The sequence below is a fragment of the Candidatus Zixiibacteriota bacterium genome, assembly GCA_016933955.1.
Classification (GTDB): Bacteria; Zixibacteria; MSB-5A5; order GN15; family PGXB01; genus JAFGTT01.
In genome coordinates this window covers 38,411-62,231 of the sequence record JAFGTT010000031.1, presented here as the reverse complement: position 1 = coordinate 62,231, position 23,821 = coordinate 38,411, and the positions used below count along the sequence as shown (strand labels likewise).

General features: G+C 49.3%; 23 protein-coding genes. 15 read left to right on the top strand and 8 right to left on the bottom strand.

Features of this window, described 5'->3' with window-relative positions:
- Positions 1-94 precede the first annotated feature (94 nt).
- From ftsH to rho, 15 genes are all read left to right on the top strand, one after another.
- Positions 95-1,957 (top strand): ATP-dependent zinc metalloprotease FtsH, encoded by a 1,863-nt coding sequence (ftsH, locus tag JXQ28_11040; protein ID MBN2278267.1) that lies wholly within the window; start codon positions 95-97, stop codon positions 1,955-1,957.
- The gene (gene folE / locus JXQ28_11035; protein ID MBN2278266.1) at positions 1,947-2,504 is read left to right on the top strand and encodes a GTP cyclohydrolase I FolE; all 558 of its coding nucleotides are present in this window, start codon (positions 1,947-1,949) and stop codon (positions 2,502-2,504) included. Before ftsH ends, folE begins: the two co-directional genes overlap by 11 nt.
- A gap of 118 nt (positions 2,505-2,622) precedes the next feature.
- On the top strand, positions 2,623-3,486 hold the full coding sequence (gene folP, locus JXQ28_11030) for a dihydropteroate synthase (protein ID MBN2278265.1): 864 nt from the start codon (positions 2,623-2,625) through the stop codon (positions 3,484-3,486).
- A 6-nt stretch (positions 3,487-3,492) separates the two neighbouring features.
- Positions 3,493-4,254, top strand: coding sequence for a diadenylate cyclase CdaA (gene cdaA, locus JXQ28_11025; protein MBN2278264.1), 762 nt, complete (start codon positions 3,493-3,495; stop codon positions 4,252-4,254).
- Positions 4,255-4,370: 116 nt separating this feature from the next.
- Positions 4,371-5,348, top strand: a complete 978-nt coding sequence (gene obgE, locus JXQ28_11020; GenBank protein ID MBN2278263.1) for a GTPase ObgE — start codon at positions 4,371-4,373, stop codon at positions 5,346-5,348.
- Positions 5,329-6,438, top strand: coding sequence for a DNA-processing protein DprA (dprA, locus tag JXQ28_11015; protein ID MBN2278262.1), 1,110 nt, complete (start codon positions 5,329-5,331; stop codon positions 6,436-6,438). Before obgE ends, dprA begins: the two co-directional genes overlap by 20 nt.
- Positions 6,439-6,446: 8 nt before the next feature.
- Entirely contained in the window at positions 6,447-6,722 is a 276-nt protein-coding gene (locus tag JXQ28_11010; GenBank protein ID MBN2278261.1) for an HPr family phosphocarrier protein, read from the top strand.
- A gap of 56 nt (positions 6,723-6,778) precedes the next feature.
- A complete protein-coding gene (ptsP, locus tag JXQ28_11005; protein ID MBN2278260.1) occupies positions 6,779-8,527 on the top strand; it encodes a phosphoenolpyruvate--protein phosphotransferase in 1,749 nt (582 codons plus the stop codon).
- 3 nt (positions 8,528-8,530) lie between these two features.
- A complete protein-coding gene (locus tag JXQ28_11000) occupies positions 8,531-9,589 on the top strand; it encodes a bifunctional phosphoglucose/phosphomannose isomerase (protein MBN2278259.1) in 1,059 nt (352 codons plus the stop codon).
- Positions 9,590-9,759: 170 nt separating this feature from the next.
- Positions 9,760-10,107 carry an aspartate 1-decarboxylase gene (locus tag JXQ28_10995; GenBank protein MBN2278258.1) on the top strand — a complete coding sequence of 116 codons (348 nt, stop codon included), beginning with the start codon at positions 9,760-9,762 and terminating at the stop codon, positions 10,105-10,107.
- Positions 10,108-10,121: 14 nt separating this feature from the next.
- Positions 10,122-10,862, top strand: coding sequence for an NTP transferase domain-containing protein (locus JXQ28_10990; protein MBN2278257.1), 741 nt, complete (start codon positions 10,122-10,124; stop codon positions 10,860-10,862).
- A gap of 148 nt (positions 10,863-11,010) precedes the next feature.
- Complete coding sequence (locus tag JXQ28_10985) at positions 11,011-11,511, top strand: hypothetical protein (GenBank protein MBN2278256.1); 501 nt, start codon at positions 11,011-11,013, stop codon at positions 11,509-11,511.
- Positions 11,512-11,541: 30 nt separating this feature from the next.
- Positions 11,542-12,054, top strand: coding sequence for a LytR C-terminal domain-containing protein (locus JXQ28_10980; protein MBN2278255.1), 513 nt, complete (start codon positions 11,542-11,544; stop codon positions 12,052-12,054).
- A gap of 30 nt (positions 12,055-12,084) precedes the next feature.
- A complete protein-coding gene (gene rsfS / locus JXQ28_10975) occupies positions 12,085-12,411 on the top strand; it encodes a ribosome silencing factor (protein ID MBN2278254.1) in 327 nt (108 codons plus the stop codon).
- A gap of 79 nt (positions 12,412-12,490) precedes the next feature.
- Positions 12,491-13,744 (top strand): transcription termination factor Rho, encoded by a 1,254-nt coding sequence (gene rho, locus JXQ28_10970; GenBank protein ID MBN2278253.1) that lies wholly within the window; start codon positions 12,491-12,493, stop codon positions 13,742-13,744.
- Between the two features lie 37 nt (positions 13,745-13,781).
- Here rho and JXQ28_10965 read toward each other — a convergent pair whose 3' ends face one another.
- From JXQ28_10965 to JXQ28_10930, 8 genes are all read right to left on the bottom strand, one after another.
- Positions 13,782-14,276, bottom strand: a complete 495-nt coding sequence (locus JXQ28_10965; protein ID MBN2278252.1) for a 3-isopropylmalate dehydratase small subunit — start codon at positions 14,274-14,276, stop codon at positions 13,782-13,784.
- Positions 14,277-14,401: 125 nt separating this feature from the next.
- On the bottom strand, positions 14,402-16,024 hold the full coding sequence (locus JXQ28_10960) for a 3-isopropylmalate dehydratase large subunit (protein ID MBN2278251.1): 1,623 nt from the start codon (positions 16,022-16,024) through the stop codon (positions 14,402-14,404).
- Positions 15,988-16,509 carry an HIT domain-containing protein gene (locus JXQ28_10955; protein MBN2278250.1) on the bottom strand — a complete coding sequence of 174 codons (522 nt, stop codon included), beginning with the start codon at positions 16,507-16,509 and terminating at the stop codon, positions 15,988-15,990. Before JXQ28_10955 ends, JXQ28_10960 begins: the two co-directional genes overlap by 37 nt.
- Positions 16,510-16,778: 269 nt before the next feature.
- Positions 16,779-19,709 carry a sigma 54-interacting transcriptional regulator gene (locus JXQ28_10950; GenBank protein MBN2278249.1) on the bottom strand — a complete coding sequence of 977 codons (2,931 nt, stop codon included), beginning with the start codon at positions 19,707-19,709 and terminating at the stop codon, positions 16,779-16,781.
- Between the two features lie 13 nt (positions 19,710-19,722).
- On the bottom strand, positions 19,723-20,085 hold the full coding sequence (locus JXQ28_10945; protein ID MBN2278248.1) for a hypothetical protein: 363 nt from the start codon (positions 20,083-20,085) through the stop codon (positions 19,723-19,725).
- A gap of 192 nt (positions 20,086-20,277) precedes the next feature.
- Positions 20,278-21,420 carry a DUF362 domain-containing protein gene (locus tag JXQ28_10940; protein MBN2278247.1) on the bottom strand — a complete coding sequence of 381 codons (1,143 nt, stop codon included), beginning with the start codon at positions 21,418-21,420 and terminating at the stop codon, positions 20,278-20,280.
- A 159-nt stretch (positions 21,421-21,579) separates the two neighbouring features.
- Positions 21,580-22,128, bottom strand: a complete 549-nt coding sequence (locus JXQ28_10935; GenBank protein ID MBN2278246.1) for a GNAT family N-acetyltransferase — start codon at positions 22,126-22,128, stop codon at positions 21,580-21,582.
- A gap of 71 nt (positions 22,129-22,199) precedes the next feature.
- The gene (locus JXQ28_10930) at positions 22,200-23,744 is read right to left on the bottom strand and encodes an OmpA family protein (protein ID MBN2278245.1); all 1,545 of its coding nucleotides are present in this window, start codon (positions 23,742-23,744) and stop codon (positions 22,200-22,202) included.
- Positions 23,745-23,821: the final 77 nt, after the last annotated feature.

The following is a 23,821-nucleotide window of genomic DNA, read 5'->3' as shown; positions in this document are numbered from 1 at the left end:
TTTTTTCGATAAACCACCCCGGAAAACCGGACGGGATAAAAAGGATGATCCTGACGGCAAAAATTCTTTCAGCTGGAAAGGCCCCGCCCGCAATATGGGATTCTGGGTGATAATCATCCTGGCCTTCATCTTTGCTTTCAGCCTTTATTCTTCGTCGGGCGATGATGTGGCCGAAATATCTTATTCCGAATTTCTTCATCAGCTGGAAAATAGCAACATCGCTTCCGTTACCTTTGTCGAACGCCAGATGGAAGGTCGTTTAAAAACCGAAACCATGCTGAGCACCGAAAAGGGAAGCGACCGTTACACCAAATTTAAAGCCCGTTTGCCCTTCGACGATAACACTTTCACTCTCGTTAATCGCCTGGAACAGGCGGGGGTTATTATTTCCGCCAAAACCGAAGGACTCAACTATCTTTCCATCCTGATTTCAATCGCCCCCTGGTTTCTTTTGATCTTCATCTGGCTCTTTTTCCTCCGACAAATGCAGGGTGGTGCCTCCGGTCCCCGGGGTCTTTTTTCTTTCGGCAAAAGCCGCGCCAAACTGCTGACTGATGAACGTCCCAAGGTTACCTTCGATGACGTTGCCGGAGTCGATGAGGCCAAAGTCGAACTGCATGAAGTTATCGAATTTTTAAAAGAACCCGGCAAATTTCAGAAACTCGGCGGGAAAATCCCCAAGGGTGCCCTTCTCCTGGGTCCTCCCGGATCGGGTAAAACCCTTCTGGCCCGGGCCGTGGCCGGTGAGGCCGGAGTGCCGTTTTTTTCCATGTCCGGTTCCGATTTTGTCGAAATGTTTGTCGGGGTCGGCGCCAGCCGGGTCCGTGACCTTTTTGAACAGGGCAAAAAGAACGCTCCATGTATTATTTTTATCGATGAAATAGATGCTGTCGGGCGTCACCGCGGCGCCGGTCTGGGCGGCGGGCATGATGAACGCGAACAGACTTTAAACCAGCTCCTGGTCGAAATGGATGGTTTTGAATCCAATGACGGAGTCATTCTGATTGCCGCCACCAACCGTCCCGATATTCTCGATCCCGCCCTGCTTCGGCCGGGCCGATTCGACCGCCAGATTGTGGTCGATGCCCCTGATATTCGCGGCCGCGAGGGAATCCTGAAAGTTCATACAAAAAAAATTAAACTCGATGAGAATATCAAGCTCGATATCCTTGCCCGCGGAACGCCGGGATTATCCGGCGCGGATCTGGCCAATCTGGTCAACGAAGCGGCTCTGCTGGCCGCCAGGAATAACCGCGACTCGGTCACCATGCTGGATTTCGAGGAGGCCAAGGACAAGGTTATGATGGGCGCCGAACGCCGTTCCCTGGTCATTCCCGAGGAAGAGAAAAAGGTGATTGCATACCATGAAGCGGGCCATGCCCTGGTCGCCAAATTCCTGCCCAATGCCGACCCGGTCCATAAAGTGACTATTATTCCACGAGGGATGGCGCTTGGACTGACACATTATTTGCCGGTCGATGAACGACATATCCATACCAAGGAAAGGCTGGAAACCAGGCTGGTGTACGCCATGGGCGGACGGCTGGCTGAGAAAATCATCTTTGATCAAACCTCCACCGGCGCCAAAAACGATCTCGAGCGGGCAACCGATATTGCCCAGAAGATGGTCTGCCAATGGGGGATGTCGGAAAAACTCGGACCCATTACCTATGGTAAACGTGATGAACAGATTTTCCTCGGGCGCGAAATCGCCCAGCATCGCGATTATTCCGAGGATACCGCCCGGATAATCGATGAAGAAGTCAAAAAGATTCTGCTTCACGCCGAAAAAACCGGATATGATATCCTGACCGAAAACCGAGACAAACTCGATAAACTGGCCCGCGCCCTTCTCGAAAAGGAAGTCATCACCGGCGAGGAAATCGATGTCATCATCGGAACCGCCGGCTCAGCCGGTGAACCGGAACTGGAACCGGCGCCCAGAGCTGATGGATAAAGAAAAAATCACAAAGGGAGTCCGGCTGATTCTCGAGGGAATCGGTGAGGATCCCGACCGGGAGGGATTGACTCGTACCCCGGAACGGATTTACGAATTTTATCGCGAAGTTTTCAGCGGCATTAAAGCCAAACCCGAAAAAGCCCTGAAGCTGTACACCTCCCCCAACAAGGATGAACTGATTATAATTCGGGATATTGCCTTCTATTCCATTTGCGAACATCATCTTCTGCCATTCTTCGGCAAAGTCCATATTGCCTATATTCCTCAACAAAACAAGATTACCGGTTTTTCCAACCTGGTTAAAATCGTGGAAATGACATCCCACCGTCCGACTATCCAGGAACGGATGACGACCGACATCGCCGAGACAATTTACAGTGTCCTCAGCGCCAAAGGCGTTCTTGTGATTATTGAGGCCGAACATCTCTGTTTGACCATGACCGGGGTCAAGAAACCCGGTTCCAAAACGGTTACCTCCGCCGTCCGAGGTCTGCTTCGCAAAGATGCGACCCGGGCCGAAGCCATGTCCCTGATCAAGCAATAAGACATTCCGGTTATATCGATGACGGCAATTGTTCCATTCCACACCATAAATAATCTTGCCGTTGACCATCGGCTCTTTTATATTAGCCTCACTATTAGGCGGAAGACCATAAGTGCAAATGACGATCACGAAAAATCACCATCTATTGGAACTGGCCGGACGGCGGCCGCTGGAAATGAATCGAACCCTGGTAATGGGTGTTCTCAATGTCACCCCGGATTCCTTTTCCGATGGCGGTCGTTATCTCAATCCGGTCCTGGCCGTTACTCGGGCCCTGAAAATGGCTGAGGAGGGCGCCGACATTATCGACATCGGCGGCGAATCGACCCGCCCCGGATCCGAAAAAGTCACTCTCGAAACAGAACTGAAGCGAACTATTCTCGTGATCGAAGCCCTTCGAAAATCATCGGCTATCCCGATATCGATCGACACCAACAAGGCCGCCGTGGCTCGTCGAGCCCTTGAAGCCGGGGCCGATATTATCAACGACATCTCGGCTCTTCGTTTCGATCCTGACATGGCCGAACTCGCGGCCAAAACCGCTGTCCCGGTTATATTAATGCATATGCTGGGAACACCGGAGACCATGCAGGATGAGCCCCGCTATTCCAACTGCATTGCCGAAATTATAGATTTCTTCAGGGAACGAATCGAATTTTGCCGAAAGGCCGGGATTAAGACTGAAAGACTGATACTCGATCCGGGGATCGGTTTCGGAAAACGACTTCAGGATAATCTTAACATATTGAATAATCTGGATAAATTCAAAATCCTCGGTCAACCTCTCCTGGTCGGAGCCTCGCGGAAGTCTTTTATATCCATGATTACCGGAATCAAATCCCATGCCGATAAAAGAATAGGTGGTTCACTGGCGGCCATCTGCTGGGCCATAAGGGCGGGATGTGATATTGTCAGGGTTCATGATGTGGCCGAAACCGTTGAGGCAATAAAAGTGTTGAATGCCATCGAAGAATCGATATAATTAATTATGGAACTTTTTCGCATTGAATTCCTTTCTTTCAGACTGATTGACCTGATCGATATCCTGATCGTCTCACTTATCATTTACCGTCTGCTGGCGCTGATGAAAGGAACCCGGGCGGCCCAAATGGTCACCGGGCTGGTTCTGCTGTTTATTGTCGCTTTCATTTCTTTCTGGTTCCAGCTCGAGGGTTTATCCTGGCTGTTCTCCAACCTGGCCACCGTCGGTATAATCGTCCTGGTCATTGTCTTTCAGCCGGAATTGAGATCGATGCTGGCTCAGATGGGTCATTCCCGGCTGTTTCAATATTTTGTCAGGGTTGAAGAACGTAAGTCGGTCAAAGAACTCACCCGGGCCGCCATCCGTCTCTCCGAACTGCGCTACGGTGGATTGATCGTGATTGAAAAGACGGTCGGTCTTAGAAATTTTATCGAGACCGGGAAAAGAATGAATGCCGAATTATCGTCGGAGATGATTATTACCCTTTTTACGCCCTATACGCCTCTTCATGATGGAGCCGTCATTGTCGCCGGCGAAATAATTTCTGCCGCGGCCTGCACTCTCCCCTTGACTCAGAATCCGCGGTACCGCAAATTGTACGGGATGCGTCATAAGGCGGCGATCGGAATTACCGAGGTCTCCGACGCCGTCGCAATCGTTGTCTCCGAAGAAACCGCCGATATTTCCATAACCTATAAAGGCTATATGGAAAAGGGCATCAACCGGGATAATTTCGGTCTCCGGCTGGCTGAATATCTGAAAAAATAGCTTCCCAAATCGCATTCATGGTTTTATACTCCCCCTCGTCATGGCATTATTCTGTCTGCGCCGGACCAGCGGCGGAATAATCGCCCCGGAAGGCGGAAATTATATACGGTGATAGTGTGTTTATAGACTACGTGGAAATTACTGTTGAGGCCGGCCACGGCGGACCGGGATGTATATCTTTCCACCGGGAGAAATATGTCCAGAAAGGCGGGCCCGACGGAGGTGATGGCGGGCGCGGCGGCGATGTAATCTTCAAAGTCGATTCCAACCTGGCCACCTTGCTCGATTTCCGTTATAAGAAAAAATACAAAGCCGAAAACGGTCAGCCAGGCGAGGGTAACCTTCGAACTGGGAAATCCGGTGAATCCACGGTCGTTGCCATTCCCAAAGGAACCGTGGTTAAAAACCTCGGCTCCAACAGCATCCTGGCCGATCTGAGTGAGGATAACGCCGAAATTGTTATCGCCCGGGGAGGACGGGGTGGACACGGCAATGACCATTTTAAATCACCAACCAATCAGACTCCCCGCCGGGCCGAAAATGGCCAGCCCGGTGAATCTCTCACCCTCTCGCTGGAATTGAAACTGCTGGCCGATGTCGGTCTGGTGGGTTTGCCGAATGCCGGCAAATCGACTATTCTGGCCAGATTCTCAGCGGCCAGACCCAGAATCGCCGATTACCCTTTCACCACCCTGGTTCCCAATCTGGGTATTGTCAAATTGCGCGAATTCAAATCCTTTGTCATGGCCGATATTCCCGGTATCATCGAAGGCGCCTCAGAGGGAAAAGGCCTGGGCATTCAATTTCTCAAACATATCCAGAGAACCCGATTGCTGATCTACCTGATTGATATCTTTGCCGACCCGGTCGAGGAAACCCTGGCAATATTGAAAAAAGAACTGGGTGATTTTGATAAAAATCTCCTGAGTCGCCCGTATCTGGTGGTATTGAATAAAGTCGATCTTCTCGATAAAGAACAATTAAAAATGATTTCGGACCGGGCAAATCCGGATTATATTATGCTTTCGGCGGTAACCGGATATGGCTCAAAGGAATTGCTGAATAGAATCGAAAATGAACTCGACCGCAAATGACAGACATGAACACCTGATTGACCTTATTACCCTGGGTGAAATCGACGGCATCGGCGTCAAACGGATGCACCTGTTGATTGAGGCCCTCGGATCAGCTTCCGCGGTGCTGGGAGCCACTATAGGCGAGCTGTCCGATCTGCCCCATATCGGCCGCGAAACGGCCTCGAATATTCATGAAAAACAAAATCGAAAAAAAGCGGTCAAAACCGCCGAACAAATTTCTCAAAGGGGATGGAAATATTTCCTCTACCCTGACACCGATTATCCCGAATCTCTTAAACATATCCCCGACCCGCCTCCATACCTTTTTTATGCCGGCAATTATACCGACCGGGACTCCAACGCCATTGCGGTGGTCGGCTCTCGCTCGGCCTCGGAGGAGGGCCGTATTTTCGCCGAAAGCCTGGCCGCCGATCTATCCGGTAATGGGATCACAGTGATTTCCGGCATGGCTCGCGGCGTTGATACCGCCGCCCATCGGGGCGCTCTGACAGCGGGAGGGCGAACCATTGCTGTTTTTGGATGTTCTCTGGATATCATTTATCCGCCCGAGGGGAAAAAGCTGTTTTATCAGATAATCGAATCCGGTTGCGTCTTTTCTGAATTCCTGCCGGGAACGCCTCCCGACCGCCCCCATTTCCCCCGCCGTAATCGCCTTATTTCGGGCTTATCACAGGGAGTGGTGGTAATCGAGGCCGCCCTTCGTTCCGGGGCGTTGTCCACAGCTGGTCATGCTCTGATCCAGAATCGCGAGGTGTTTGCCGTCCCCGGCTCGCCCCGCCAGCAGACCAGCATGGGAACCAACCGCCTGATCAAGGAAGGTGCCACCCTGTTGATCTCGGTCGAGGATATTTACTCCGAATTGCCCCGTTTGAAAGGCCGGGTAAATGTGACCAGGGTGGAAAATATCCCGGATATTACCGATACCGAGAAAAAAGTGGTCGGGCTGTTTGATGAGGGACCGATCCATATCGACAGGATTTCCCGCTCGCTGAATCTTGCCGTCCCCGAGTTAATGCAGATTCTGCTGGCCCTGGAATTGAAAGGCATTATCAGGGAGTTATCCGGTAAAAGGTACATTCTAAACTGATACTCGATATGGTCGAAAAGAAGGTTAAGGTAATCAATAGACTGGGCATGCATGCCCGCCCGTCAGCCATGTTCGTTACTCACGCCAGCCGTTTTAAGGCGGAAGTATTCATCGAAAAGGATGGCCTGAAAGTGGTTGGCAAATCGATCATGGGAGTTATGATGCTGGCGGCCGAAAAAGGTGCCGAATTGATTATTTCTGCGATAGGCGAGGATGAAAAAGAAGCGGTGGAAGAACTGGTCAAACTTGTGGCTTCCGGTTTCGGTGAATTAAAAAATCTATAAAATCGTTGCGCCCCTGATTAAGAAACATATAAATTTCATTGACCACCGAACAGGATATGGCAATAAAAGAAAAAGAATCGACCTTTAAAGGTATCCCGGCCGCTCCCGGAGTCACTTTCGGCGAGGCCCGGGTGGTTTATAGCCTGGAACAAACGGTCGAGGAACGTGTCATCGGACGCGATGAAGTCGATAGTGAAATCGCCCGGCTTGATGATGCCGTTTCCGAATCGGTGGCTGAACTGGAAACTCTGAAAAAATCGGCAACCGAAAAAATCGGCGGCCCGGTGGCGAAAATTTTTGAAAGCCAATTGCTGATCGCCTCCGATCATGAATTTCTCAAGAGCGTCAAAGACCGTATCCGAAGACACCTGAAAAGCGCCGAATATATATACAGTCTCATGGTGGAGCGAACCACATCCCCGCTGAGAGCCTCCGGTGATCCTTACATGCGCCAGATGGTCGTCGATATCGAATCTGTCTCCAATCGGATTATCCGCCGCTTGACCGGTCAGGTGGTTCAGCATATCGGCCAGGCCATGCAGGGGACTATTTTTATCGGCAAACTTTTCACGCCGGCCGAGGTCATGGGTCTGTACGAACGCAAAGTCAATGCCATTGTGACTTCCGAAGGTGGCGCTAATTCCCATATGGCTTTGATTGCCCGCTCCCTTCTGATTCCGACCGTGGTCGGAATCCCGGATATTCATCTCAAGGTCCGAACCGGCGACAGGTTGATAGTTGACGGGGATAAAGGCCTGGTAACTATCCACCCAACGTCTTCGACCTGGAATCGTCTGCGGAAGAAATCCCCCAAATTGACCGCCCTCCAGGTCTTAAAACTGGATGAATTACCATATTTCCCCCCAAAAACGGCCGATAATATCGAAATCGATGTGGCCGCCAATATCGACCTGCCCGGACCACTCGATGAAATCCTGGCGGAACGCCGCGTCGGTGTCGGGCTGTATCGGACCGAATTTATATATTTGCATAATGGCAAATTCCCGCCTGAAGACCGGCAGTTTGAAATATATGACCAGGTCGCCCGCCGCTATTACCCCCAGCCGGTGGTTATCCGAACCTTCGATCTGGGCTCGGACAAATATTATAAATCGGTCAACAACCGGAAGGAAAACAATCCGGCCCTGGGATGGCGCGGTATAAGAGCCGCCTTTGATATGCCCAAAGTTTTCAAAAACCAGATTAAGGCCATTCTTCGGGCTTCAGCCCGGGGCAATGTTAAAATGCTGTTGCCGATGATTGCCGATGTCGAGGAATTGGATCGCGCTTCAAGAATCATCAAACGCTGTATGATGGAATTGAGCAAAATCGGGCAATCATATAACCGGAATATCGAGATCGGTATTATGATTGAGGTTCCCTCGGCCGCTCTTGCCGCCGACATTCTGGCTCAGAAAACATCATTTTTCTCTATCGGCTCCAACGATCTGACCCAGTACACCCTGGCCGCCGACCGGGATAACCAGAAACTCGACCAGATCTTCAACCCCCTCCACCCGGCTGTCCTGAAAATGATTCGGTTGACCATCGAGGCCGCCCGCAAACACAATATCCCCGTCACCGTTTGCGGAGAGATGTCCGGGCATATCCCGACCATCCCGCTTCTTCTGGGCATGGGTGTCAACCAGCTCTCCATGAATCCGTCGCGCCTCTATCGGGCCTGTAAAATAATCCCCAAAATAAAATATTCCGATACCGTAGAACTTGCCAATAAAGTTATCGGTATGCACAAACTTAAAGATATCGAGGCGGTTTTGTATCAGTACGCCGACTCACTGGAGTGATAGATGAATCTTGATTCCCTCGATCTCAAAAAGGTCGATCCATCGGATATGTACGACCGAATATTCAGATTTCCCGAACAGCTCGAAAAGGCCGCGGAGATCGGATGCACTATAAAAATAGAACTCCCTTCTTTTGATACCATCCGCAATATTGTCGTGGCCGGTATGGGCGGTTCGGCCATCGGTGGTGATCTGGTACGATCATTTCTCGGTCCACGTCTCAAAATACCTTTTGCCGTCTGCCGCAATTATCATCTGCCCGGCTATGTTGATAACGACAGCCTGGTTATGGCATCGTCCTATTCGGGGAATACCGAGGAAACGCTGTCGGCCTATCAGGAGGCGGTCGCCCGTGGAGCCCGAATAATCGCCATCACCACCGGCGGAAAACTGGCCGATCTGGCCGCCCGCAACAATCACCCGATTATAACCATTCCCGGCGGTTTTCCGCCGCGGTCGGCCCTTGGTTTTTCAGTCGTTCCGATTTTATTCATCATGGAAAAGCTTGGTATAATTGAAGGTGTTGAAAAGGATCTGGATGAATTAGTCAGGGGTTTGAAAAATTACCGGGAAATTTATGCGGTCGAGACTCCGAAATCAAAAAACCCGGCTAAATCTCTGGCGGCCAAATTGCTTAATCGGATTCCCCTTATTTACACCGGCCCCGATTTGACCGAGGTCATCGGCACCCGATGGAAAGGGCAGATTTGCGAAAATGCCGAGTCGCTGGCTTTCAATAATCAGTTCCCCGAATTCAACCATAATGAACTGGTTGGATTCAATAAAATCGATCCTTACCGCAATCACCTGATTGCCCTTTTCCTGCGCGATAGTGATGACCATGAGCGGATTCAGAAGCGGATGTCAGTGGTCAAGGGCTATCTGGAGAATAACGGGATTGAGGTGGTTGATGTCATTTCGCAGGGTGATTTTCCGTTGGGGCGTATTTTTTCATTGATTCAGATCGGGGATTTCGCTTCATTTTATCTGGCTGTTCTCAATGGTGTCGATCCCACACCCGTAAAGGCCATTGATTTCTTAAAACAGAAGCTGGTCGATTAAATAAAAAATCGCCCGATATCCCGAGTAATTGAATTGAGATCAAATAAAGACCTATATCGGTTTAAATCCCCTGGCTTGAGGCTTGCAAGAATTCGGAGATGTATTTCGGACTTGCCAAAAATTCGGAAACAATTATATTATTGTCCGGTTATATGTAATGGATAATTAATATGCTTATTTCTATTTGTAAATCGAAAATCCATCGGGCTACCATAACCGAGGCCAATCTCAATTATGAGGGTTCGATAACCATAGATTCGGATCTTATGAAAGCGGCCGATATTGTCCCTTTCGAGAAAGTCCAGGTGGCCAATATTACCAATGGCGAACGACTGGAAACCTATGTTATCGAGGGTAAAGCCGGATCGGGCATTATCTGTCTCAATGGCGCGGCCGCCCGTAAAGGAAATATCGGAGACTTGGTTATTATTATTTCTTATGGTCTGATTGATAAAGACAAAGCCGGCCCCCATCAACCCCGAATCGTCAAAGTCGATCACAAAAATAAAATCATCTGATTCCCTCTATCGTTATGACTGAAAAAAAGGCCGCCGTTATTCTTGCCGCCGGCAAGGGTAAAAGAATGAAATCCGATCTGCCCAAAGTTCTCCACGGAATCAAGGGCAAACCGATGATTCGGCATCTGATGGAAACCATCACCGATACCGATTGGGATCGAATTATTATCGTGGTCGGGCACCAGGGGGATCTGGTTATCGAAGAGTTGCGGGATTTCAATGTTGAATTTGTCTGGCAGAAAGAGCAATTGGGGACGGGTCATGCCGTTTTGATGGCCCGACCGAATTTGATCGATTTCAAGGGCACCGTGTTGGTGGCCGCCGGTGATGTCCCTTTTCTTTCACTTGATTCCATCAGCGGTTTAATCAAGGTCCATCATAAAAACGGAGCCGCCGCCACCTGTCTCTCGGTCAGTTTTGATAACCCCAGAGGGTATGGCCGGATTATCCGGCGGCCCGGAACCGATATTCTTCTGGATATTGTCGAGGATAAGGATGCCTCGGAGGATATAAAAAAGATCAGGGAGGTCAATTCCGGAACCTTTTGTTTCGATTGCCGGAGCCTCTTCGACAGCCTGGAGAAAATCGGCAATGAAAACGCCCAGAGAGAATACTACCTGACCGACACCATTAAAATTCTGCAGGCGGCCGGAAAACCCTGCGCCGTCTATGAAATCAGCGATCCACTGGAGGTCACGGGGGTAAATTCGGTCGAACAACTTCTTGCCCTGGAAAGAGAATTTAAAAAAGATTAGTCTGGATCCCTCCACGAAGTGTATTATTTATAAAACTAATAAAAACTTACGGCAGTGCCGAAAATAATTATACATCAGAAATTATTTGACAACATCTTTTAAAGTCCGTAATTTATAGTATGGCCTGCCAGTGGCGGGGGAGTCAATTATGAAAAGATTTATATTTATAGCAGTCGTGATGTTTTCTATTGGACCTGTCGGCAGTCTGGCTCAACTGGTTGACCAGGCCGAAATCCAATCGGCCAAGAGTGATTATCTGGGATTACAGCCCGCCATCAAGCCCTTTTCGCTTATCGACTTATCAAGGGTTAAATGGTCCCAGTCGTATTCGGTGACCTTTTTCTCCGGCGGCGGGACATCAGGGCAAGTCGGATTGTATACCAGCAGTCTTTTCTACGAATTCACCCCTTCCCTGTCCCTGGACATCAACCTGGGTATAGCCCACAATCCGGGAGCTTTGATTAACAGCGCTACCGATGCCGAGGCTCAATTCTATCCGGCCTTCAATCTGGATTATCACCCTTCCGATAATTTTCGCCTATCGATCGGCTTTGCTCATCTGCCGGGTGGATATTATAACCCCTACAGTTATTACTACCCCTATAATTATTGGGCTAATGATTGGAGGCGGCGACTCCTGGATGATTAACCCTGTCTCTTCATTAATATCGTTATTCAAATGCTGCTGAAAAAAACCAGAAAAAATATTTCGATCAGAAGAAACTCCCCTCGTCCGAAGAAAAACTCGCGTTTTCTGGAGATGGCTATTATCGCCATTTTTACTCTGGTGGTGATTTATGGGGCCAGTTTTGCCATCCGCATTACCCAGGGGCTTTCAAAAACCGTCGATTCGCCGGAATATACTATTCGCCTGCAGATATTGAACGGTTGCGGAACCCAGGGGGCGGCCGGACGGACGGCCAAAGCCTTACCGAAACTGGTAAAAATGCCGCTGGAATTGAATATTGTTGATATTGATGATTTTAATTCGTATCATGTCGACAAGAGTTTCATTATCTCCAGGGAAAGGGACTTTACGGCGGCCAGACTTCTGGCTCAACAATTAAATATAGATTCTGATAATATCGTTTACGAGCCGATTGACAGCAATTATCGAAGTATCTCAGCAACCCTGGTTCTGGGAGATGACTTCGTGAATCTTATCGAACAAACCTCAAGCAAGGAGAACTGAAAGAGGAACTTGAAAATAACACCATTGGCAATCGCACGAACGGCAGGAAAACTTGCCCTCTCCAAAAAAGGTTCCGACGTTAAAATCCTGAAATTGAAAAACATCTCCAGCATTTGTGACTATTTTGTCATTGTCAGCGGGGATGTTGACAAGCACGTCAAGGCCATTGCCGACGCCATCAGCGACGGTTTGTCCGAAAAGGGCTTAAATCCCTGGCATATCGAGGGTGCCCGGGGAGGACGATGGATCCTGATTGACTATGTGGATGTGGTGATTCATATCTTCCAGAAATCGGCAAGAGAGTTCTATGCACTGGAGAAGCTGTGGGGGGATGCTCCGGTGGAAATTCTCGATTAATTCCCCTCGTCCATAATCAGATAATAAATAAAAACCAAAAATACATGAGTGTCCTGTTATGAGCAAGATTGATGTTGATATTACCGACAGTGAAAAGCTGAAAAGCAAGACTATTGCCGAGCTTCTCGGTATCGCCGAGGAACTGGATATTCCCGGCGTCTCCGGCCTGAGAAAATCCGAGCTGATTTTCAAGGTCATGGAAGCCGCCTCGTCCCAGCAGGAAGGCATGATCTTTGCCGAGGGAGTGCTGGAAATTCTGAATGAAGGTTATGGTTTTTTGCGCTCGCCCGATTATAACTATCTGCCCGGCCCAGACGATATTTATGTCTCCCCATCGCAAATCAAGCGGTTTGACCTGAAAACCGGGGATACCATCTCCGGACAGGTTCGCCCTCCCAAAGACAACGAACGGTACTTTGCCCTGTTGAAAATCGAAGCCATTAATTATGAAGATCCCGAAGCCGCCAAAAACAAAATCCTGTTCGATAATCTGACCCCTCTCTACCCCAACCAGCCATTCAAACTCGAAGTCAATGCCGATGAATTAACTACCCGCATCATGGACCTGATGACCCCGATCGGCATGGGTCAGCGGGCTTTGATTACTTCGCCGCCGAAAGCCGGAAAAACCATCATCCTGCAGAAAATCGCCAACTCCATCGCAATCAATCATCCCGATGTCAAGTTGATTGTTTTGCTGATCGATGAACGTCCCGAGGAAGTAACCGACATGAGACGTTCGGTCAGGGGTGAAGTGGTTTCCTCGACCTTTGATGAACCGGCGGAGCGCCATGTCCAGGTCGCCAATATGGTTCTGGAAAAATCCAAACGTCTCGTGGAACACAAGCACGACGTCGTTATCCTTCTCGACAGTATCACCCGGCTGGCCCGGGCCCATAATGCCGTCGTCCCCCATTCAGGGAAAATTCTCTCAGGCGGTGTCGACAGTAACGCCCTGCATAAACCGAAACGCTTTTTCGGGGCCGCCCGTAATATCGAGGAAGGCGGTTCACTGACCATAATCGGAACGGCTCTGATCGAAACCGGATCGCGGATGGATGAAGTCATTTTCGAGGAATTCAAAGGTACCGGTAACCTCGAGATGGTTCTTGACCGGAGACTGTCCGATCGTCGCATCTTCCCGGCTATGGATCTTAATCGGAGTTCAACCCGTAAAGAAGAATTGCTTCTGCCCGAGGATGTCCTGTCAAAAACCTGGATTCTTCGCAAATTCCTGGCTGAAATGAATCCGATCGAAGCCATGGAATTTCTCATCGACCGCATCAAGAAAACCAAAAACAACCAGAAATTCTTGAGTTCGATGAAAGACTGATGTTTTATTGGATTTTGATTGGGAGATTCGTTTAAGATTATCTGCGTGAAACTCCAGCGGTCACCGATGGGATCAATCCGCCCGCTTCAATAATCCTCAGGATAAAATCAGGATAAGGCTGAAAAAATTTCTCGCCCCCGGGAAAGGATATTTTCCCGCCGGACAGGTTTATCTCGATCTGCTGACCGCCGGCAAGCCCTCCCGGCATTTCCGCTTCTATAATCGGCAAACCATGATTGATGGCCCGTCGGAAGAAATACCGTCCGAACGAAACCGCGATTATCCCCCTGATCCCGGCGGCTTGTAAAGCCATTATTGCCGGAAGACTGTTATCCCCGATACCGAAATTGCGCCCGGCCACGATAATATCATCAACGTTTGACCGGGGATGGTCGGTGTCGCCAATCCCGTTAAATAAAAGCGCCGCCATTTCCGCCGGATTTAAGGATTTATTGCCTTCATCCGGATAAATCATCCGGGCGGATATATTATCACCCAGAAGAACAGTCCTTCCGGTTATTATCATATTCATATGATATTAATATACACACTGCACCCTGATGATGCAATATCCGAAAAATGTTGATCTTAATCCTTCTATAATCTTATGCGGCTAAACAGAATGACAAACGGGTTGCAAAATGTGAAGGCTGACCCTTATTTGAAATAACCGGTGGGATCGGTGATGACTCCCCGCAGGGCCGAAGCGGCGGCGGTGGCAGGTGACACCAGATATATTTCTGCTTCCGGGGAACCCATCTGCCCCCGGGAATTTTGATTGGTCGTGGCCAGACATCTCTCCCCGGCTGCCAGAATTCCCTGGTGCAGACCGGTACAACAACCGCATCCCGGGCTCATAATCATCGCTCCGGCTTCCACCAGGGCCCGGATCAAACCTTTCTTCAGCGCCTCAAGATAGATTTCCCGTGATCCGGGGAATATCAACAAACGCACTTCGGGATGAATTTTCTTATCCTTGATTATATCTGCGGCAATTCGAAGATCATCAAATCGGCCGTTGGTACATGACCCGATCACCACCTGGTCCACCGGCAGTCCGGCCCGATCGGCCACGGTCTCAACGTTATCCACCTTATCCGGGCAGGAAATCTGCGGCACCAGTTGATCGATATTGAATTCGTACGTTTCATCGTAAAGAGCATCCTTATCAGGCAGGGCCGGCCTGTACGGCATCTTGGTCCGGCCGGAAAGATAACGGCGGGTGATGGTATCGAATGAACATATGGCCGCCTTGGCATTCAACTCCATGGCCATATTGGTCATGGTAAAACGTTCCGAGATGGACATCTGGCTGACCGCGTTCCCGTTGAACTCAATCGCCCGGTAAACTGCCCCGTCACATTTCAGCTTACTGGCCACGAATAAAATAACATCCTTGGCAAAAACCCCGATTGGCATCCGGCCGTTGATAATAATCTTTATGGTCGGCGGGACTTTGATCCAGATTTTCCCGGTGGCCCAGATCGCCGCCATCTCCTCGGTATCGATCCCGGTCGCAAAAGCGCCGATACTTCCATACGAGGTCGCATGGCAATCGGTTCCAACCCCGAACTGCCCCGGAAGAATATGCCCCCGTTCGATAATCAACTGGTGCGAGATACCCTCCCGAACATCATAGAAATACTTTATATTCTGCCTTTTGACGAATTCCCTGATTGCCCGATGCCCCTCGGCCGCGGCCAGCGAAGAAACCGGGGCATTATGATCCAGGGCAATCACAATCCGGTTCGGATTCCAGACATAGCTTAATCCGAAACTTAAAAACTGCCTTATGACCTGCTCGGTATTATCATTCGACAGAGCCAGATCCGGCTCCGCTTCGATCATTTCCCCCGGTTCGACCCGCTCCAGTCCGGCCGTTTCAGCCAGGATTTTCTGGGTGATGGTTTGATGACCGTAATTCGCCTTCCGACCGGTACTTTTGCTGGGTCCGCCCAGATCCAGTTCCAACTGCTCCAGCTTCAAAAAGGCCGGCTTCTCTTTCAGGCCGTACTTACGCCGCCAGTTATAAAAAGCCGCTTTGGAAATCCCCAGTTCCAGACCGCACCGGTAATCATCACCGAATCGCTCCCACAGATCCGCGATTTCCTGCCGCGAAAACTTGGGGAAAGAATGCTTGGGAATATTTTTCTTCCGCCGCCAGTAAGCCACCAGTTGCGGCGAAATATTGCCCAGCCGCTCGGCAATCTTTTCGTCGGTCTTATAGAGTTTTTGAAGCTGGATCAACTCCGCTTTGGTCGGGATTTTCCGCCGAGGCATAGTCCATCATATCCTTTTTTCAGCTTTTTATAAATCATGTCAAGGGGAAAAGAGACGACTTCGGTGTCACAGATAACCGGCATGAAATTGGTATCCTCACTCCAGCGAGGCACGACATGCATATGAATATGCTCCGGAATACCGGCCCCGGCGCCATGACCCATATTCATTCCGATATTGAAAGAATCCGGATTGAAAGCCTCTCGCGTAACCTCAACCGTCACACGGATGGTGTCGATAAATTCGCACAGCTCTTCATGCGTCAGGGCACTCAGACTGTCGACATGGCGATTGGGAACCACCATGCTGTGACCCGAGTTATAGGGAAATCTGTTGAGTATCACGAATACTTTCGGGCCGCGATAGACGATCAGATTTTTCTCATCAGTTCGCTTTTTCAAACGATTACAGAAGATACAACCTTTTTCTTTCTTTCCCAGAATATATTCGGCGCGCCACGGAGCCCAGATATGTTTATTCCCCATAGATCAATAATATAATAAAACTCGCCGGATTTCAATCGGTTTCTCGGAACCGAAAGGCGACAAAATAAAAAAAGCCCCGTCAAAACGGGGCTTAATTTTAAGGAAATAACTCTAACCTGTTTTTTCCGTTTTCTTTTCTTTTTTCTTTTTCGGTTTTTTCTTTTCTTTTTTCGATGGTACTTTGCCTGGCATAACTTTCACCTCCTGTTATAATTAAACAAGATAGGACGAAAAAGAAAACATAAAAAATTTGGGCCGGGAATATTTATTCAACCGGAGATACTCAGGTTCTTGAGGTCGATATTATACTGCTTGATTTTGAGACGCAGGGTTGATTCGGGAATGTTCAAAATGGCGGCCGCATGTTTCTTAACCCCGCCCTGTTCCCTGAGAGCCTTAATAATGAATCGCCGCTCGTACTGGGCCAGATAATCGTAAAGTGAAAATTGGGCGTCAAAATTCACATCCGACGGCTGAGTCATCTCATATGAGTCTTCCCGATCCTCCCGGTCGAGGATTTTGCCGGAAAGCAGTTTAACATCGACAATCCCTTTTTCACCGGTCAGTAATATCAATTTCTTTATTTCATTTTCAAGTTCCCTGACATTACCCGGCCAGTCGAAGGTAATCAGCTTTCGCAAAACCTCCGGCGCGAATTTTACCTTTTCTTCCGCAAAGTGATCGATCAAAAGCGGAATATCTTCCCTTCGCTCACGAAGCGGCGGAATCTTAAAACATAGAGCCGTTAAACGATAATATAAATCCTGGCGAAACCGACCGGCCTCCATTTCCACCTTCAAATCCTTATTGGTGGCCGAAATAATACGAACATCGACTTTGATCGGCCGGGTTTCACCCAGACGGACAATCTCCTTTTCTTCCAGAATACGAAGAACCTTAGCCTGAATCGACAACGGCATGTCGGCTATTTCATCGAGGAAAAAAGTCCCGCCGTTGGCCTCTTCAAAGAGCCCCGTTTTGTCACGGTCGGCCCCCGTAAAAGCGCCCTTCTTATGACCGAAAAGCTCCGATTCCAGCAAGGTTTCCGGCAGGGCGGCGCAATTAACCGAAATAAAACGCCGGTCTTTACGGTTGGAACTGTAATGAATCGTCTTGGCCAGAAGATCCTTGCCGCTCCCCGTTTCACCCTCGATGGATATGGAGATATTGGAATTCACCACTTGCTGAACCCTGGCCAGCATTTCCAGCATCTGCTTGTTCTGGGTTATAATGTTGGGAAAAGCGGCCTCCTCCATTAACTGGGATTTCAACCTCCGGTTTTCTTCTTCCAGGAGAAACTTCTCGTATTCGGCCATCTTAAGAGAAATCAAATCGGCAAAACTGACCGCGAAATTTAACTCCTTCTGCCCGAACGGCCGGAAATCCCCGTTCGATGACAACCGGTCAAGATAAACATAGCCGGAAACCTGTTTCCCCATCATAAGCGGAATTACCATAACACTCGAAATGACCTCGTTCCCTCCCGGTTGGAGAAGATCGTTTATGAACGGGTCTCTCCGGCTGTCAAGAATCAGCGTCGGTTTGTCCGGATTAAATTCCTCGCCCAGCAAATCATCGAATTGCTGGATAAAGCGGCGGCGCTGCAATTGCGTTAAATCCAGATTGGTCAGGGCATCATGAGCCTGTTGCCCGGCCTTGTAAATAATCACCCGGCTGGCTCTTGTCCGCTGACTCAGTATATCAATTATATTCTGGATTTGGCCCGTTTTCAGGTTCGAATATTCCGTCTCGGTAAAATAATCCCCGAAAATCTTGAATTCATTATCGGCTGAAAGTGATGCCGTTACCGCTATCTTGGATAATTCCTGTTTGAATAGCCGGACCGATCGAATCTTGGCCTTCTCAGAAATGTTTTCAAAAATCTTTTCGCTTTCCAGCAAATTTCTAAAACCGCTGGAAATTCTTGAATATTGACAGCAAAGAATGCCCTGCCGGAATCTGGTTTCAGCCGACCAGTAGAATAATTTCAATTGGTTAAAAATCCGGAACGCCTCATCGAACAATTTATCAATCTTGCTCAATCCTATTGTCTTGGATTGACTGGCAATCCTGGCCTGGATCAACAACGCCCGGCCCAAATCATAAGGATCACCGACTTCGCGCAGAATCTCAAGACCGCTTTCCGAATATTCAAAAGCCGAGGGATTATTGTCGCGAGCCGAAAAAATCTCGGCGATTATCATCCGGCTCAAACCTATTTCGGCTTTTTCTCCCAGCCTGGCCGCCAGATCAAGCGCCCGCTGGGCCAATGTCAAAGCTTCATCAAGATTATCAAGAGCCAATTCCACTTGAGCCATCCGGCGCGTTATCTGGGTAATCAAAGCCGATTCCGGGGCCAGTTCCCGGCCAAGATCAAAGGCCCTTGTCAAAACCTTTCGGGCCTGAATCATATCACCCAGCTCAAAGGCCAGTTCACCTTCAAGCTCAAGCATAATAATCCGGTCCCGGCGGTAATTATTGGCCTCAATCAAAATCTCGGCCGCCCGGAATTCCTGCGCCGACTGGTTAAACTTTCTCTGTCTTAAATAAAGGTGCCCCAGCGAAAGATAGCCGCGGGCTATTGATAGCGGTTGATTGAGTTCCCCGGCCAGCTTCAGGGCCGTTCCCAGATGATCCTCGGCATTCTGCCAACCACCGGCCAGAAGCTCGATTCGGCCAAGGTTGCCGATCAGTTCGGCCATACGAATATTGTCGCCCCGCGATAATTCGATAGCCTCGGTAATGAATTCAATTGATTTGGAAAAATCTCCGCGAATATACGCGAGCTTGCCCAAACCGTTCAGCGCCCCCACCATACCAATGCTGTCATCGGCCCTTCTTAAAAAGGCCAGCGCATCCTGAGCATACCTCTCGGCGTTTCTAAAATCACCCAGACCGGAATAGTTCCTGTACAATAACAGAAATAACTGCCCCACCCGCAGGTGGAAAGCCGAGGAGGCCAGCAACTTGTTGGCTTCCAGCCCAAGTCTGATAGACTCCTTGTAATTCCCGGAGTGAAGCTGATCGGTCGCCTGAAGTAACAGATAAAGCCCTCGCTCGAATCCCTCCGATTTAAAATCATCAGGAGCCAAGGCTTTCAGCTGCTCACCGGCGAGATCAGGCTTTCTTTGGCGGTATAGCTCCTCAATCTCAAGCAGCCTGGTATCAAAACTTGCATTTTGATGTGAGGTTAGGCTCATTTTTTCTTCTTAATTATTTTGCATTGGTTCTGGTAACCACACCTTCACTTTCACCCGCTTTAACGACGTCTTTGGTATCCGCATGCACCCCTGGAATATTGTCATACCAAATGATAATATCCAGTATCGGTACGAACTGAATAAAAATATACGGCTCCGTATTACCGCCGTTCGCCCCGCCGGTAGCGGCCGTCAGTCGATTGAACGTATCCCCATACTTCAGAGAATCCTCGACCGTTCCATGGATACCTCCACTGGAATTATCGTTGTCCTCATCCCACGGGTATTCATCTTCACCAAACACGACCGGGGCGTTGAAGCAGATGACAACCAGGACCATAGCAAATATGATTGCCAAAGCCTTGGTTAGTTTCATATACAGCTCTCCTACTCTATCAGTGCTTTCAAAGGAATTTCACTTTATACACCCTTTGAAAGCCATTTTTAATTAATAAACTTCCTTAAAATACCAGCCAAAATTAAGAGATTCACCCTTTAAAAGGAAATTAGTGAATTGATCAATAATTGTCAAGCAATATTTGCGCCGACGCAATTATTGCGAATTCGGCTATCGAATAAACTTGCGGGCCAGCCATGATTTGTTAACATAGATCGCTTTGGATGGACACAATTCGTGACAACACCAGCAACTTATACATAAATCATAATCAAAAATTGGTATTTTATCCCCACCAAGACGTAACGCCCCTGTGGGACATGAATTTACACAGGTACTGCATTTTGTACAGGTTCCGGCATCTATGGCCGGCCTGATCCAGATAAAAGGTCCCAGGATGGCCACCACCCCTCCCGGCAATAATTCCATTTTGCGATTCGAGGTAAGTTTGAAATCAGGGATTTTAACCGACTCAAGAGCCTCGCCGACAATATTAATGGCCTCCAGATAGCCGATTCCCAAACCGGCCTCGGAGGCTATTCTGGTGGTTGGTACCCGATCCGGTTTCAAACCGATAATCTCCGAAGCCACCGCGTCGACCGCCACCGGATCATGTGAACCCAGCAGAAGATTGGTCCAGCGCGGGGTCCCTGATGACGGGCCATCCCCTTCCATAGATAAAACCGCATCCATTATTGTCAGAACCGGGGTCTTTAACGAGAGAATATCCACAATCACCTCGGCAAAATGATGCGGTTTGGGATATTCCTTATGATAGTTGCCTTTGCGAAAACCCGGAACCAGACCGAAAACATTTTTTACCGCCCCGGTCAAAAGAGTCAAAACATGGGTTTTTAATTTGGGAAGATTAATAATGAAATCGGCCTCAACCGCCGGTTTGGACAGATAATAAGCCCGCCCGTTACATTGAAACTTCTCCACCCCCGCGGCTTCGAAATTGACTAATTCCAGTCCCTCTCTCTTAGCCATCGCCAGCATCCCGGTATTCTCCCAGACCCGCCTGATTCCTCTTTTGGCACCGCCCGGGCTGTCCCCCACAATCACGTCCGCCCCAAGATTTCTCACCTGACGTGCCACCGCCGCGACCAGTTCCGGGTGCGTTGTTATGGCCCGCGCAGGATCCTTGGCGGAAATCAGATTAGGCTTTAAAAGAACCTTTGAACCCGGTTTGATAAAACGATCCAATCCGCCCAGCAGTTCCAGAAGATTCTGAACCCGGGGCTCCAGGATATGTTCTTCGTAGCTGTCACATTTTACTATGGCAACGCGGGGCGGTGAAGGTTCATTCATCATTTATATATTACGGGTAAATAAACAAATTTGAAACAGAGAAAAGGCCCCTCAGGCGGTATTTAATCGAATTATCGGCAGGCATTCCAATATCGTTCAAAACGAATGGCCCTCTTCATAAACGGATCGTGAACCGTATTAATCCATTTTACCGATCAAAAGTTAAAACCTTTTGCCGTAAATCGGATATTTGGGATCATCACGTTCCAGCTCGAATCCGGCTTTTTCAAAAAATCGTTCGGGGCCGGTCCAGAGATCCTCCACGGCCAGGTCCTTTCCCCGGCGCGGGAAGGCCTGAACATATTTCACTCCCTTTTTTTGTAAATCTTTCAGGACCTGTTCCAGCATATACCGGCCCAGGCCTATTTCACGGTATTTCGGGATTATAATAAAACAGGTTATCGCCCAGGCATCGGAATCACGAGCCAGTTTGTATTCCAGAACCAACTTATGCAACCTGTCCCGGGGGCCGACCTGGCACCAGCCGATCGGTTTGTCCCCGTCGTACATCAGGTATCCGTCGTACTGCTCGACATCGAACAACTGCTCCCGCATCCGCCGATTTTCCTCGGCCGTACGCTCCATCCACCCCTGCCAGGTAGGTGCCCACCAGGCCACGCAATAGCACCAGCCATGACCGTTCTCTTCGGAATGAACGCGGAAAAAATCATCGACATGTCCGGCATCAAGCGCCATAACTTTCAAATCCATACCACCCTCCGTCCGAACTCACCCATCATGTTGGCCGTCTCTCGTCAATTCCGTCCATTTGCTCCCGGGTGTCATTGAAAAATAATAATATCTATCCGGCGGTTTTTGGCCCGTCCTTCGGCGGTGGTATTGGTCCCGACCGGTTTGTCCGGACCGTAACCGACGGCGCTGACCTTGTCGGCCGGAATCGACAATGACCGGCGAATGTACTGCATTACCGAAAAGGCCCGCATCTCCGACAGGCGCATATTGGTGGATCGATCACCCAGGTCATCGGTATGGCCCTCGATCATCAGTTTGGAATCGGGGAACATCTCCAGAATCTCCTCCACTTTGGTCAACAACCCGATATGTTCTTCCTTGATATCACTTGAACCGCTTGTAAACGACAAACCGGCCAGACGCAGAACAATATCATTGGTGGGATTGAAAAAGATTTCACCTTCGGTGGGATTGAGAATTTTCTTGGCCCGCGCGATCTTTTCTTCCTTCATGCGCCTCTCTTCAAGTTCCGAGGTCACTTGCTCGTGAGTTGATTTCAGTTCCTCCAGCTTCTCGGATTTATCATTCAGTTCGGATGACAACTGATCCTTGTTCTCCTTTATTTCCGCAACTGTTCGTTCCAGAACCCCGACCAGTTTTAATGGATCATCCCCCTCGACATCCATATCGAGCTTGAAAAAGATATTTTTCAACTGCGCCGCCAGTTTTTGGCTGGTTTCCTGGCTTGCTGCACGGGCCGCCTTGGTGGCCCGGATCGCCACAATCAGGCTTTCGGCGGCGGCCATCGGACCATTATCAAAGGGAAGATTCTCCAGACCCATCTCCCGGCCGACTTTTTGCATCTCGATTTCATATACCAGCATCAGCCGCTCCCAGGCCTGGTCATTACGCTCCAGAGATCGGACCTGCTGGGCAATACTCGAGGCATGAGTCGCTTCGTACTCAGACATCTTTATCGCTTCCACCGATTCGGTCCGGTTATAACGATCCTTATTAAGAATACTGTCGCAACGGGTGTAAGCCGTCCGGGCTTTATCCAGTGAAGTCGGTGCGTATTTGGTCGCCTCATCGGTCACCGCCTTTTCCACATAACGCGCCGCGGCTCCCATTATATCGGCCTTGATTGCCTGGAGCTCGGCAAAATCGAATAAGTTCACCGATTTCTCGGCCTCCTTGATGCCGCCGTTAACATCCCCGTCCTCGACCTTTCGGGTCGCTTTGACAAACTGCTCCTCGGCTTTCTGGTACTCCGTAATAGCCAGATTGGGTGCTTTGGCCGCAATGGCCTTATTGCGTGGTTCGAGGTACTCCGAGAGAGATAATTTGGTCACACCCGTGATCTTAAGGGCATTCTCGGCGTATTCGCGAAACTGCTCGGCCAAAGAGACAATGGTCTGCTCCTTTTTCTTGCGGTCGATCGCCATCCGAACCTCACCCAGTTTTTTCTCGGCATCGGCAAATGCTTTGGGAGCGAATATCGGCGCCTCGACAATTCGGGTTGAATCATAAAGCGTTTCCAGCTCCCGCAAATTGACTCCGGCTGTCGCCGACATGCCGCCGGTCAACGCGATAAAAATCAACATAAAACAATAAATATTGATGATTTTCCTCATGATAACACCTCTTAAGTCTTTTTATTGATATCGGTCAATATTAAAACCGGAATGACTCCAAGACAATAAAAAAAACA

Excerpts from the sequence above, each read along its gene's own strand:
- ftsH (MBN2278267.1), top strand. The coding sequence starts at position 95 with ATGGGATTCTGGGTGATAATCATCCTGGCCTTCATCTTTGCTTTCAGC.
- folP (MBN2278265.1), top strand. The coding sequence starts at position 2,623 with ATGACGATCACGAAAAATCACCATCTATTGGAACTGGCCGGACGGCGG.
- cdaA (MBN2278264.1), top strand. The coding sequence starts at position 3,493 with ATGGAACTTTTTCGCATTGAATTCCTTTCTTTCAGACTGATTGACCTG.
- dprA (MBN2278262.1), top strand. The coding sequence starts at position 5,329 with ATGAACTCGACCGCAAATGACAGACATGAACACCTGATTGACCTTATT.
- JXQ28_11010 (MBN2278261.1), top strand. The coding sequence starts at position 6,447 with ATGGTCGAAAAGAAGGTTAAGGTAATCAATAGACTGGGCATGCATGCC.
- ptsP (MBN2278260.1), top strand. The coding sequence starts at position 6,779 with ATGGCAATAAAAGAAAAAGAATCGACCTTTAAAGGTATCCCGGCCGCT.
- JXQ28_11000 (MBN2278259.1), top strand. The coding sequence starts at position 8,531 with ATGAATCTTGATTCCCTCGATCTCAAAAAGGTCGATCCATCGGATATG.
- JXQ28_10995 (MBN2278258.1), top strand. The coding sequence starts at position 9,760 with ATGCTTATTTCTATTTGTAAATCGAAAATCCATCGGGCTACCATAACC.
- JXQ28_10990 (MBN2278257.1), top strand. The coding sequence starts at position 10,122 with ATGACTGAAAAAAAGGCCGCCGTTATTCTTGCCGCCGGCAAGGGTAAA.
- JXQ28_10985 (MBN2278256.1), top strand. The coding sequence starts at position 11,011 with ATGAAAAGATTTATATTTATAGCAGTCGTGATGTTTTCTATTGGACCT.
- JXQ28_10980 (MBN2278255.1), top strand. The coding sequence starts at position 11,542 with ATGCTGCTGAAAAAAACCAGAAAAAATATTTCGATCAGAAGAAACTCC.
- JXQ28_10965 (MBN2278252.1), bottom strand. The coding sequence starts at position 14,276 with ATGAATATGATAATAACCGGAAGGACTGTTCTTCTGGGTGATAATATA.
- JXQ28_10960 (MBN2278251.1), bottom strand. The coding sequence starts at position 16,024 with ATGCCTCGGCGGAAAATCCCGACCAAAGCGGAGTTGATCCAGCTTCAA.
- JXQ28_10955 (MBN2278250.1), bottom strand. The coding sequence starts at position 16,509 with ATGGGGAATAAACATATCTGGGCTCCGTGGCGCGCCGAATATATTCTG.
- JXQ28_10950 (MBN2278249.1), bottom strand. The coding sequence starts at position 19,709 with ATGAGCCTAACCTCACATCAAAATGCAAGTTTTGATACCAGGCTGCTT.
- JXQ28_10945 (MBN2278248.1), bottom strand. The coding sequence starts at position 20,085 with ATGAAACTAACCAAGGCTTTGGCAATCATATTTGCTATGGTCCTGGTT.
- JXQ28_10940 (MBN2278247.1), bottom strand. The coding sequence starts at position 21,420 with ATGATGAATGAACCTTCACCGCCCCGCGTTGCCATAGTAAAATGTGAC.
- JXQ28_10935 (MBN2278246.1), bottom strand. The coding sequence starts at position 22,128 with ATGGATTTGAAAGTTATGGCGCTTGATGCCGGACATGTCGATGATTTT.
- JXQ28_10930 (MBN2278245.1), bottom strand. The coding sequence starts at position 23,744 with ATGAGGAAAATCATCAATATTTATTGTTTTATGTTGATTTTTATCGCG.